This is a genomic window from Streptomyces sp. NPDC111606 (assembly GCF_055656945.1).
This window is the reverse complement of record NZ_JBVKBY010000003.1, coordinates 758,649-770,470: the sequence shown is the minus strand read 5'-3', so window position 1 is coordinate 770,470 and position 11,822 is coordinate 758,649. Positions and strand designations below refer to the sequence as shown.

Annotated in this window: 8 protein-coding genes; 1 reads left to right on the top strand and 7 read right to left on the bottom strand. The window is 70.9% G+C overall.

The window, feature by feature from the left end:
• Positions 1-35: 35 nt before the first annotated feature.
• The 3 genes from ACZ7M7_RS15135 to ACZ7M7_RS15125 are packed head-to-tail and all read right to left on the bottom strand — an operon-like array spanning position 36 to position 3,635.
• Positions 36-1,061, bottom strand: a complete 1,026-nt coding sequence (locus ACZ7M7_RS15135) for an ABC transporter permease (protein ID WP_451168842.1) — start codon at positions 1,059-1,061, stop codon at positions 36-38.
• Positions 1,054-2,568, bottom strand: a complete 1,515-nt coding sequence (locus ACZ7M7_RS15130; RefSeq protein ID WP_383599883.1) for a sugar ABC transporter ATP-binding protein — start codon at positions 2,566-2,568, stop codon at positions 1,054-1,056. The genes ACZ7M7_RS15135 and ACZ7M7_RS15130 overlap by 8 nt, the downstream gene beginning before the upstream one ends.
• The gene (locus tag ACZ7M7_RS15125; protein WP_472116683.1) at positions 2,565-3,635 is read right to left on the bottom strand and encodes a sugar ABC transporter substrate-binding protein; all 1,071 of its coding nucleotides are present in this window, start codon (positions 3,633-3,635) and stop codon (positions 2,565-2,567) included. Before ACZ7M7_RS15125 ends, ACZ7M7_RS15130 begins: the two co-directional genes overlap by 4 nt.
• A gap of 195 nt (positions 3,636-3,830) precedes the next feature.
• On the opposite strand from ACZ7M7_RS15125, the gene ACZ7M7_RS15120 reads away from it, so the two are divergent.
• The gene (locus ACZ7M7_RS15120) at positions 3,831-4,535 is read left to right on the top strand and encodes a FadR/GntR family transcriptional regulator (RefSeq protein WP_369274936.1); all 705 of its coding nucleotides are present in this window, start codon (positions 3,831-3,833) and stop codon (positions 4,533-4,535) included.
• Positions 4,536-4,564: 29 nt separating this feature from the next.
• Here the strand turns inward: ACZ7M7_RS15120 and ACZ7M7_RS15115 are convergent, their stop codons facing one another.
• The 4 genes from ACZ7M7_RS15115 to ACZ7M7_RS15100 all read right to left on the bottom strand — a co-directional run bounded on the left by ACZ7M7_RS15115 (position 4,565) and on the right by ACZ7M7_RS15100 (position 11,796).
• Positions 4,565-5,380 (bottom strand): peptidoglycan recognition protein family protein, encoded by an 816-nt coding sequence (locus ACZ7M7_RS15115; protein WP_472116491.1) that lies wholly within the window; start codon positions 5,378-5,380, stop codon positions 4,565-4,567.
• A 94-nt stretch (positions 5,381-5,474) separates the two neighbouring features.
• A complete protein-coding gene (locus ACZ7M7_RS15110) occupies positions 5,475-8,492 on the bottom strand; it encodes an alpha-mannosidase (protein ID WP_472116488.1) in 3,018 nt (1,005 codons plus the stop codon).
• Between the two features lie 26 nt (positions 8,493-8,518).
• A complete protein-coding gene (locus tag ACZ7M7_RS15105) occupies positions 8,519-10,534 on the bottom strand; it encodes an endo-beta-N-acetylglucosaminidase (protein WP_472116485.1) in 2,016 nt (671 codons plus the stop codon).
• Positions 10,531-11,796, bottom strand: coding sequence for a glycoside hydrolase 5 family protein (locus tag ACZ7M7_RS15100; protein ID WP_472116482.1), 1,266 nt, complete (start codon positions 11,794-11,796; stop codon positions 10,531-10,533). The genes ACZ7M7_RS15105 and ACZ7M7_RS15100 overlap by 4 nt, the downstream gene beginning before the upstream one ends.
• Positions 11,797-11,822 lie beyond the last annotated feature (26 nt).

The following is an 11,822-nucleotide window of genomic DNA, read 5'->3' as shown; positions in this document are numbered from 1 at the left end:
AGGGCCTTTCGGTCGATGGAGGGGACGGCGCCGGATCAGTCCTGCGCACGGCCCGTCGTCACGCGGGCGATCATGAGGGCGACCAGGATGATTCCGCCGTAGATGGCCTGGATCCAGAACGACGGGACCTGGGCGAGGGTGAGCAGGTTCTGGACGACGCCCAGGAGGAGTACGCCCGTCAGGGCGCCGAACATGGTGCCCCGGCCGCCGTCCAGGCTGATGCCGCCGATCACCGCGGCCGCGAACACCGTGAAGATCATGTTGTTGCCCTGGTTGGCGCTGATCGCCCCGACGTACCCGGTCTGGATGATCCCGCCGACGGCCGCGAGCGTGCCCGCCACGACGAACACGCCGAGCATCACGCGCTCGACCCGGATACCGGCCGCGCGGGCGGCGTCCGCGTTCCCGCCGATGGCGTACAGGGCGCGTCCGATGCGGTGGTACTTCAGCACGAACCCGGTGATCGCGAAGGCGGCCGCGGCGAGCCACACCGACATGGGGATGCCGAGGAAGGTCGTGGTGGCGAGGGAGTAGAAGCTGTCGGGCATGCCGAACAGCGTCTTACCCTTGGTCGCGCCGACCAGCAGACCGCGCAGGACGATCAGCATCGCGAGCGTCACGATGAACGCGTTGAGCTTGAACTTCACGACCAGGATGCCGTTGAAGGCCCCGACAGCCGCGCCGACCACGAGGACCGCCGACAGGGCCAGGGCGGCGGGGAGTTCGGTGCCCCAGCCGGACTGTGCGGCGGGCAGCACGAGCAGCGCCCCGACGGCGGGCGCGATACCGACGACCGATTCGAGGGACAGGTCGAACTTGCCGGTGATGAGAACCAGCGACTCGGCCAGCACGACCATCGCGAGCGCGGCGGAGGCGCCGAGGATCGAGATCAGGTTGCGTTCGGTGAGAAACGAGTCATTGACGACCGCGCCGAGCACCAGCAGGAGCAACAGGGCCGGGACCAGGGCGAGTTCGCGGGCACGGCGGAGCAGGACCGTCCTGGCGGCACGGGCGTCCGGCACCTTGACGGGCAGGGCCGGTGGGGCCTTGGTGTCAGCCATTGTTGTCCACTCCTTCGATGGAGGCGATCAGCTCGTGGTCGCGCCAGCCGGCCGGGTGCTCGGCGACGACACGGCCGTGGAACAGGACGAGGACGCGGTCGCAGCGCCGCAGGTCGTCGAGTTCGTCGGAGACGACGAGTACGGATGTGCCGTCCTCGCGGGCGCTGTCCATGCGGGCGAGCAGGGACTCCTTGGACTTCACGTCGACGCCCGCGGTGGGGTTGATCAGCACGAGCAGACGGGGGTCGGAGGCGAGGGCGCGGGCCATGACGACCTTCTGCGCGTTGCCGCCGGACAGGTCGGAGACGGGCTGGTCGGGGCCCTCGGTGTGGATGTCGAGACGGTCGATGAGGGCGCTCGCGAAGCCGCGCTTGCGTTCCGTGCCGACGAAGCCGAAGCGGCCGAGCCGGTCGAGGACGCTCATCGTGGCGTTGTCGCCGATGGTCATGCCGGCGACCAGGCCCTGGTCGTGCCGGTCGCGCGGCACACAGGCGACGCCCGCCTTGAGGGCGGCCTGCACATCGCCGAACGGAAGTCGCTCACCGTCCAGTTGGGCCGTCCCGCCGGTCGGGGTGTGCAGTCCCGCGAAGGACTCGGCGAGCTGGATCTTGCCGCTGCCGCTGATCCCGGCGAGTCCGACGACCTCGCCGCGGCGGACGGTGAGGTCGATGTCCCGGTACGCCGGTGAGGTGAGCCCGCGGGCTTCGAGCAGCACGGGGGCGTCGTGGTCGACGTCCCTCGGGTCCACGGCCTGTTCGGCGATGGTCTCCAGCGACTCCCCCGCCATGGCCTCCACCAGCGCCCGGCGCGGGAGTTGGGCGACCGGCGCCGTGGTGATCCAACGGGCGTCGCGCAGGACCGTGACGGTCTGGCAGACCTCGTACACCTCCTGGAGGTGGTGCGAGATGAACAGGAAGGTGACGCCGGAGTCCTGGAGCGCCCGCATCCGCGTGAACAGCCGCTCGATCTCGCGGTTGTCGAGCTGGGCGGTGGGCTCGTCGAGGATGATGAAGCGGGCGCCGAAGCTCAACGCCCGGGCGATCTCGACCATTTGCCGGTCCTCGACCTTGAGGTCGGAGGTTCGGGCCTCGGGGTCGACGTGCACGTCCCAGGTGCCGAGGAGTTCGGCGGCCTCGGCACGCAGCCTGCGCCAGCTGATGAAGCCGCGCCGCCGGGGCTGGCGGTTGATGAAGAGGTTCTCGGCGACCGTCAGCTCGGGGACGACGGTGGGCTTCTGGTAGACGCAGGCCACCTTGCGGCGCCAGGCGTCCCGGTCGGCCAACGCGGGCGCGGGTTCGCCGTCGAAGCGGACCTCGCCCTCGTCGGCGGCCTGAAGGCCGGTGAGGATGTGGACCAGGGTCGACTTGCCGGCGCCGTTGCGGCCGACGAGGGCATGGGACTCGCCGGGCAGGACGGTGAGCCGGCCGTCGGCGAGGGCGGTGGTGGGCCCGTAGCGCTTGACGATGTCGCGCGCCTCGACGAGGGGTGTGATCACGGCCGTACTCATTTGACCGTGTTGCCCCAGAGCTTGGGGTCGTCGACGTTGTCCTTGGTGACCAGCGGGGCGGGCAGCTGGTCCTCCAGGATGCCGCTGGGGAGCTTCACGATGGTCGAGTCGTGGTCCGTGGGGCCCGGCTCGAACGTCTTCCCCGCCATCGCCGCCTTGATGTAGTACATGCCGTACTTGGCGTACAGGTCGGCGGGCTGCGAGACGGTCGCGTCGATCTCGCCCTTGCGGATGGCGTCGAACTCCTGCGGGATGCCGTCGTTGGAGACGATCGCGATGTGGCCCGACTGCCCGGCCTTCTTCAGCATCCCCTTGGACTTCAGGGTCTGGAGGGTCGGCGCCAGGTAGACGCCGCCGGCCTGCATGTAGATGCCCTTGATGTCGGGGTTGGCGTTCAGGAGGGTGTCCAGCTTGGAGGCCGCGGTGTCGGACTCCCACTTGGCCGGTATCTCCAGGACCTGCAGCTTGGGGAAGTTCTTCTTCACGCAGGCCCGGAAGGCCTCGGAGCGGTCGCGGCCGTTGACCGAGGCGAGGTCGCCCATGATCTGTACGACCTTGCCGGAGGGGATCTGCTCGCCGAGGTACTGGCAGGCCTTCTCGCCGTACGCCACGTTGTCGGCGCGCACCACCATCGCGACCTTGCCCTTGTCGGGCGCCACGTCGACGGCGACCACCGGCACGCCCTTGCGCTCCGCCTGGTCGAGGCCCGCTTCGATGGCCGCGCTGTCCAGCGGGGCGACGACGAGGCCCTTCACCCCCTGGTTGAGCTGGTTGTTGATGTCGGTGATCTGCTGGGAGGGGTCACTGTTGGAGTTGACCGTCTTGAGTGCCTCGACGCCTTCGGAGTCGGCCATCTTCGGCACATAGTCGTTGTACGACTGCCAGAACGGCGAGGTCAGCAGGGGCAGGATCACCCCGACCTTGCCGCTGCCGCCGCCTTCGGCGCTCGCGGCGCCGGTGTCCTTGGTGCTGCCGCACGCGGCGAGCACGAGACAGCCGCCGACGACTGCGGCCACCGCTTTGCCCCTCCGCGACCTGTTCTGCTTCCGCGCTGTCGTGCCGTGCATCTGGCCGTGCATCTGGCGGCTCCTCGTTGAGCGTGTTCGAGCAGATGCCCGCATATTTATCAGACCACTTCGCCGATACAACACCCTTCGGAGGCAGATTCTCGCCGTTTCCAGCCGTAGTGGTCGGACCAACCTGGTGATTACACTGCGGCTCACCGGGCCCGCTCAGGCGCCTCGGGCGACGGGAGGAACGGCGTGGAAGACGAGACAGCCCCGCAGAAGGGCACCGTGACGCAGCGCGCCCTCGAGCAGATCAAGGCGATGATCGCCGAGGGACGGCTGGAGCCCGGCCAGCGCCTGCCGACCGAACGCGATCTGGCGGTCCAGCTCGGCATCTCCCGCAGCTCGATGCGCGAGGCGATCCGCGCGCTGACCGTGCTGGGCGTCCTGGAGGCCCGGCACGGTTCGGGCATCTACGTCACCCAGTTGGAGGCCGGCGACCTGCTGGAGACGTTCGGCGTGGTCGCCGACCTCTCCCGGGGTCCGCGCCTGGTGGAGCTGCTGGAGGTGCGCCGCATCCTGGAGTCGACGGCGACGGCGCTGGCGGCGGCCCGCATCACACCGGACCAGCTCGCCGAGGTCGAGAAGCATCTGACGGCGATGAACGCCACGGAGGACCCCGAGGAGATCCTCGCCCACGACCTGGCCTTCCACCGCGTGATCGCGGCCGCCGCCGGCAACGACACCATGGCCGCGATCCTGGAGGGCCTGTCCTCACGCACCTTCCGCGCCCGTGTCTGGCGTGGCTACCAGGAGGAAGGCGCCTTCACCCGCACCCGCCGCGAACACGCCGCGATCCACCGCGCCCTGGTGGCCCACGATCCGGAGGCGGCCCGGGCCGCGGCGGCGGCGCACGTGGGCGAGGTGGAGCAGTGGCTGCGGACGCAGCTGGGCGGCTGACCGCCGCCCGGCCGGGTCCGCGCCGTTCGCTACGGCTTCACGTCGAAACCGTGCTCCCGTCCGAGCGTCTCCAGTGACGCGTGGCCGGGGATGCCGTCGGCGTCATCGCCGGTGAGGCCGCAGCGGCCCTGCCAGGCGGCGTAGGCCTCGACGGTCGACGTGCCGAAGTGGCCGTCCGCGAGGTTCGGTCCGAGGAGGCCCTCCGCGACGAGCGCCTTCTCCACGATCTTCACCCCGGGGTACGACACCGGTGCGCCCGGCGCGGCCGGGTCGTTCAGCGCCGCGGCGACCACCTTCGACACGTCGACCACCGGCCTCGGCGCGGGATCGGGCGGCGAACCACCCGGCCGCGGCGCGCCGTCCTTCACCCACGCGTAGAGGTGCCGGCCCGGGCACTCCGTGGCGAGGCCGTCCCGGTGACCCTTGATCTCGATGCCGGCACCGTGCTTGCGCAGCAGCTCGATGCCGTCGCGGATCGCGCCGAGCATCGCGTCCGTCGGCTTGGTGAGCCCCTCGTCGCCGACCAGACCCATGATCGCGTAGTGGCCACGGTTGAGGTCCTGGTTGCCATTCGCCCCGGTGCGTCTGCCGAGGCCCCGGCCCTCCAGGAGATGACCGTGCGGGCAGGCGCCGTAGTTGTAGGCGATGTCCGAGTAGTTCTCCTTCTTGTTCGCCAGGTGGTCGACTCGGATCTTCTTCCACTTGGCGATGCAGAGATCGTGGTCGTCGAGGAGCTGCACGCTGACCGGCGCGCCTTCGTAGTGGACTTTGACGCCCTTGGTCGATGTCTGCGTGGGTGCGGCGGATGCGGGCCAGCCGAGCTGGGCTCGCGTGACGAGCTTCAAGAGAGTGCCTCCAAGGCGCACATGGGACCCCGAATCGCCTTGATTCTGAGGCCGGTTGCCGCCCGCCACGCGATGCCGCGCCGCCATTCACCCGTCAGTGGACCGCAGTGCGCCGAAGCCGCAACGTCACCAGTTCGAAGGGCCGCAGGCACAGGGCGACACGACGGCCGTCGTACGACGGTGTCTCCGACAGCGGCCGTTCCAGCAGGTCCGTCGCCGCGACGTCCGCGACGTCGAATCCAGCCGCCAGCGTGGCCCGTACCCGGCCGCCGTGGGCCTCGTGAAGCCGCACCACCACATCTCCGCTGCCGTCGTCGGCCAGCTTGACGGCCGTGATCACGACGGCGTCCCGGTCCACCGTCACCAGCGGCGCCACCTCCCGCGCGCCGGTCACCGACCGCTCCGGCAGGTTGATCCGCCAGCCCTCGCGCACCGCGTCCCCGATGCCCGCGCCCGGCACCAGGGCGTGCCGGAAGCGGTGGACGCCCTGGTCGGTCTCGGGGTCCGGGAAGCGCGGGGCGCGCAGGAGGGACACCCGGACCGTGGTGGTCGTGCCGCGGTCACCGTCGGTGCGGACCGTGCGGGTCACGTCGTGGCCGTACGTCGAGTCGTTGACGACGGCGACGCCCCAGCCCGGCTCCTCCAGGTGCACGAACCGGTGGTTGCAGGCCTCGAACTTGGCCGCCTCCCAGGAGGTGTTGGTGTGCGTGGGCCGGTGGAAGTGCCCGAACTGGGTCTCGGACGCGTACCTTTCGGCGTGCACGTCGAGCGGGAAGGAGAGTTTCAGGAACTTCTCCGTCTCGTGCCAGTCCACCTCGGTGTCCACCACCAGCCGCCGCTCCCCCGGCGCGAGGGAGAGCAGTTGGGTGACGCGGGAGTCGCCGAAGGACCGTGCGATGCGCACGCCCTCGCCCTCGGGGGCGATCTCGTCCAGGTCGGTCAGATCGGTGACGGTGTTGCGGTAGAACTCGTCGACGTCCCAGGCGTCCCACATGTTCGGGAAGTCGGGGTGCAGCTGGAGCAGGCCCCCGGCTGCACCCGGCGCGATCGTCTCGCGGTCGGCGTCGATGTCGTACGCCGACACGACCAGGCCCCGTGCGTCGATCTCCACGCGCAGCAGGCCGTTGTCGAGGACGAACCCGCCGTCCGGGCGGGGCGCGAGTGCCGTGCGGCCCTCGGTCACCGGGGGGCGTGCCCCGCCCGCCGGGACGCCCTCGCGCGGGTGCGGGGCGGAGTTGAAGACGAGCTCGGTCTCACCCTCGCCCGCCAGGGCGCGCTGGGCCGACTCGATGATCGCGGTCAGCTCGCCCGCGAGGCGCTCGTACGTCGCACGTGCCTCCCGGTGCACCCAGGCGATGGACGAGCCGGGCAGGATGTCGTGGAACTGGTGCAGCAGCACCGTCTTCCAGATGCGGTCCAACTCCTCGTAGGGGTAAGGGAATCCGGTACGCACGGCGGCGGTCGCGGCCCACAGTTCGGCCTCGCGCAGGAGGTGCTCGCTGCGACGGTTTCCCTGCTTGGTCTTCGCCTGGCTGGTGAGGGTTGCGCGGTGGAGTTCGAGGTAGAGCTCGCCGACCCAGACCGGTGGGTTCGCGTACTCCGCCTCGGCCTTCTCGAAGAACTCCGCCGGGGTCTCCCAGACCACGGTCGCCGAGCCTTCGAGGTCCCGCAGCCGCGCCGCCTTCGCGACCATCTCGCGGGTCGTGCCGCCGCCTCCGTCGCCCCAGCCCGTCGGGGCCAGGGAGTGCCGGGCGACGCCCTTGTCCTTGAAGTTGCGGGCCGCGTGGGCGATCTCGCTGCCCTTCATGGAGCAGTTGTAGGTGTCGACGGGCGGGAAGTGGGTGAAGATCCGGGTGCCGTCGATGCCCTCCCACTGGAAGGTGTGATGCGGGAACTTGTTGGTCTGTGACCAGGAGATCTTCTGGGTCAGCAGCCACTTGGAGCCCGCCGCCTTGATGATCTGCGGCAGTCCCGCGGCGAAGCCGAACGTGTCCGGCAGCCACGCCTCGTCGTTCTCGACCCCGAACTCGTCGAGGAAGAACCGCTTGCCGTGCACGAACTGCCGGGCCATCGCCTCCGAGCCCGGCATGTTGGTGTCCGACTCCACCCACATCCCGCCGGCCGGCACGAACCGCCCGTCCGCCACCGCCTTCTTCACCCGCGCCCACACCTCGGGCCGGTGCTCCTTCACCCACGCCCACTGCTGGGCCTGCGACATGGCGAAGACGAAGTCGGGCTCGTCCTCGAGCAGCGCGGTCATGTTGGACGTCGTACGGGCCACCTTGCGCACGGTCTCGCGCAGCGGCCACAGCCATGCCGAGTCGATGTGCGCGTGCCCGACGGCGCTGATGCGGTGGGCGGACGGCGCGGCGGGCGTGGCCAGTACCTCGGCCAGCCGTTCCCGGGCCCGCGCCGCAGTGCCGCCCACGTCCTGCAGGTCGATCGCATCGAGGGCCTTGTCCACCGCCCGCAGGATGTCCCAGCGGCGCGCCGACTCCACCGGCAGCTCGGCCATCAGCTCGCCGAGCACCTCCAGGTCGATGACCAGCTGCCAGACGTTCTCGTCGAGGACGGCGAGGTCCATGCGGGTGAGCGTGTACTGGGGTTCACTGCCGGCGGTGTCCTTGTCGCCCAACTGCGTGGGCAGGAAGGGGTGGTAGTCGAGGATGACCGGGTTGGAGGCCGCCTCGATGTGCAGCCGCACCTGCTCCCCGCCCTCGACGGGGGCGCCGATGCGCACCCACTGGTTGCGCGGGTTGAGGCCCTTCACCGGGGTGCCGTCGAGACGGTAGACCAAGCCCTCGCACTGGAAGCCGGGCATCTTCTCGTCGAACCCGAGGTCGAGGAGTGCCTCGACCGTCCTACCGGCCCACGCCTCGGGCACGGTCCCGGTGACCCGGAACCAGCTGGTGCCCCAGGGAGCACCCCACCGCGCCCCCACCTCGATCGGCTCGGGTTCGGCCGCGAGTCCCTCGGCGACCGGCACCGGTTCGCCGGGCGCATGCCACACCGCGACGTCCAGTGGCACGGACTCGGGGTACACGGCGGGTCGGATGCGCTCGTCGAGGACGCGCTTGAGGCGGGCTTCGACCAGGCTGCGGTCGTCATGCATGCGGGGTGCTCCAAGGGTGAGGGCGGTTACCAGGTGTGCGTCACGGTCACGGGAGCCGACGAGGTGTAGAGCTCCCCTACGGCACGCAGTTCCAACCGTGCGGCCTGCTCCCCCTGTTCGGGTTGCAGACCGGCGACGAAGTAGGCCGGCTGACAGGTGCCGCCGAGGAAGCGCCGGGTGCCGTCGGCGAGGACGCGGTGCAGGGCGTGGTGGCGTACGTCATCGCCGGAGCCGGGATTCCACGCGAGACGCAGGTCTCCGCCGGACGCCGCGGTGATCCGGAATCCGGTCGGAGCCGCCGGCGTGGTGACGGCCTCCCGGACCGCGATGCCGCCCAGCCGCCACTTCACGGCCCCGCCCGTCGCGGTGAGCCGGACGCCGATCGCGTGCGCGGTACCCGTCAGGCCTGTGAGTCGTACGGTCGAGGTCTGCCATGCGCCGCCCGAGTTCACGGGGAAGTACGTGTACGGCGGTGTCGCGCCCGGACTGCTCGGCTCGGCCGTGGCCACCGCCAACTCGACCTTCACGCTGCCCGCATCGGTCCGGTGCGTCAGCTCGACGACCGTGTCGGCCGTGATCGGCAGGCGGGTCGCGTACACGTCCAGGACCGCCGGTGCGTCCAGTTCACCGTCGACGAGCACACTGCTCCCGCCACGCCACGCGTCCTCGAAGTCGAGCGTCACGGCGGGGCGCCGTCCGTCGGTGTGCACGACCCAGCGCCGGGACGGCAGCCGGTCCTGCAGGCCCAGGTGGTTCCACGGCTTGTCCGACGTCACCTCCCCGTCCTCGTACCACCGCAGCCCGTGCCCGGTGTTGAACACGCTCGCGAAGGGGACCTCCGTGACCGTCGACCGGTCGGCGACCGACACGGCCGGTGCCCGCCAGCCGTCCGTGCCGTCCGGCCGGGACGGGTCCAGCGAACGTCCGGTCCAGAACCGGTCGTCGGCGGCATGGAACGCTCCCGGCCCACGGCCGTCAGCGGGCAGGTGGTTGCGTGTCCACTCGGGCCGGTAGAAGCCGACCGACACCACGTGCGCCTTGTCGCGGGGCACCATCGCGTCCCAGTTCACGGACGAGTTCCAGCCGTTCGACTCGACGTCGACTCCCGCCCACAGCTCGTAGCGGCTGCGGCCCAGTTGACCGGCACGCTGACCGGACGAGGTCAGCTTCGCCGCCGTCCATCTGAAGTCGACGAACATGTCGTCGGCGGCCTGGAAGAACGCCTCGTTCTGGGAGTTGAGGGCACCCTGCCAGCTCACGGACCCGTTCACGGTCATCGAGTCGTACCAGGTCACGCGTTGGCCCTTGGCCTTGGCGAGCGTCTTCAGCTCGCGCATGAAGCCCAGCATCGCCGTGCCCAGCGCGGTGTTCCCGCCGCTGGTCTCGGCGTTGACGAACCACCCGTCGAACCCGTACGCGTCGGCGACCGCGACCAGCCGCTCAGCCAGCGGATACCGCCCGGCGGCGTCCTTCTGCACCAGGTCACGGGTCCACTGCAGCTGCCCGCCGTAGGCGACGGGCGGCAGGAAGATGTTGCCGAGGACGGATACCCCGTGCCGGTGGGCGGCGTCGACGATCGGCGCGTTCGGCGCGAGGATCAGCCCCTCCCCCGACGAGCCGCCCCAGAAGACCAGCTCGTCGATGTAGGCCCAGTGGGTGAGGGCGTAGTAGTCGGCGGTGGCCGCGCCCTGCGAGGGGTTGCCGGCGGTGGGGCCGAAGGACACCAGGGACTGGATACGGGCCTGTCCTGCGCGGGCGGTCGGGTTCGCCGGCGTCGGCGTGAAGCGCGGGGCGAGCGGGACGGTCGCCGCGTTGAAGGCGAGGTCCGGGTCGTCGGCCGGGCGCCAGGACTTCAGGCTGCGCCAGGTGATGCCGGTGCCCGGGGTGCCGGAGGGCAGCGAGTCCGGGTACCAGTAGGAGGCGTACGGCTGGAGCGCGGCGGCCTTGGGCGCGCGGCGATCCGGCGCGGCGGCCGCCGGCAGCGAGGGCAGCAGTGCGGCCGTGGCGCCGGCGAGCAGGACGGTGCGTCTGGTGGGGTTCACGAGCGGGTGCCTCCTGGGAGTCCGTGTGGGGCGGGGAGTACCTGATCGGGAGTGACGACTTCGGTGATGCCGCGGGCGACCAGATGGTCCCGGTCGTCCGCGCGGGTGTCGAGGACGGTGGTGGGGCGGGCGCCGTCGGCGGTGAGCCGGAAGAAGGCGTCGAAGACGGGACCGCCGGGGGCGCAGGCCGAGCGCACGGCGGGGTCGGCCGGGACGACTAGGGCGGTGGTGCGCGGCGTGGGCGCGGGCACAGGTTCGTTCGCGGCGCGGGCCAGCACGTGAGCCGCATCCTTCGGCTTGCGGTCGTTGGTCAGCAGACCGAGCCCGTATTCGAGCCCGGGGAAGTCGGCCAGCGCACGGGACACGTCGTGGGAGCACCACCAGGTGATGCCCCACAGGTCGGGGCAGTCCAGGGCGTTCGCGACGGTCGCCTCGGTGAAGGCGGCGGCGTGCTCGGGCGGGACGAGGGGCGCGGGCGCGCCGACCTCCTGGAGCCAGACGGGACGGCGCGGGTCGTCGGCCCACGCCTTGCTCAGCTCGACGAGGTACGCGGCATGGTGCTCGGCCGGCACGGAGGTACGGCCGTGGCGCTGGGCGGTGCCGTTGAAGACCCAGGAGTGCACGGCCGTGACGGCGCCGTGCCGGGCGGCCTGAGCGGGCGTGAACGGCTGGTCGTCCTGGTACCAGGTGGCGTCGTACTCGGCGTGCAGGTGCAGCCGCCCGGGTGCGCCCTCCTCGCAGGCGCCGAGCATGCGCGTCAGCCAGCGGTCGATCTCCTCCTCGGTCGCCCGGTCGGGGTCGGGATGCGGGCCCGCGGAGAACTGGTTGACCTCGTTGCCGAGGGTCATGCCGAGGAAGTTCGGCCGGTCGGCGAGGGCGGCGGCGAGGGTGCGCAGGTAGGCCGCCTGGCCGTCGAGGATGTCCGGGTCGGTGAAGAGGTTGCGGCGGTGCCAGGTCCGCGTCCAGGCAGGCAGGAAGTCGAAGCTGCTCAAGTGACCTTGCAGACCGTCCACGTTGACGTCGAGGCCGCGTTCGGCGGCGGCGTCGACGAGCTGGACCAGCTGGTCGACGGCGCGGCCGCGGATCAGGGTGCGGTTCGGCTGGAAGTACGGCCACAGCGGGAACACCCGGACGTGGTCGAGACCCAGCGCGGCGACGGAGTCGAGGTCGGCGCGCACGGAGTCGAGGTCGAAGTCGAGCCAGTGGTGGAACCACCCTTCGCTCGGGGTGTAGTTGACGCCGAAGCGCACGGCAGAAGGCATGCGTGTCCTTGTGACGGAGGTACGGA

Coding starts and splice junctions, on each gene's coding strand:
- ACZ7M7_RS15110 (WP_472116488.1), bottom strand. CDS start 8,492: ATGCATGACGACCGCAGCCTGGTCGAAGCCCGCCTCAAGCGCGTCCTC.
- ACZ7M7_RS15125 (WP_472116683.1), bottom strand. CDS start 3,635: ATGCACGGCACGACAGCGCGGAAGCAGAACAGGTCGCGGAGGGGCAAA.
- ACZ7M7_RS15100 (WP_472116482.1), bottom strand. CDS start 11,796: ATGCCTTCTGCCGTGCGCTTCGGCGTCAACTACACCCCGAGCGAAGGG.
- ACZ7M7_RS15130 (WP_383599883.1), bottom strand. CDS start 2,568: ATGAGTACGGCCGTGATCACACCCCTCGTCGAGGCGCGCGACATCGTC.
- ACZ7M7_RS15135 (WP_451168842.1), bottom strand. CDS start 1,061: ATGGCTGACACCAAGGCCCCACCGGCCCTGCCCGTCAAGGTGCCGGAC.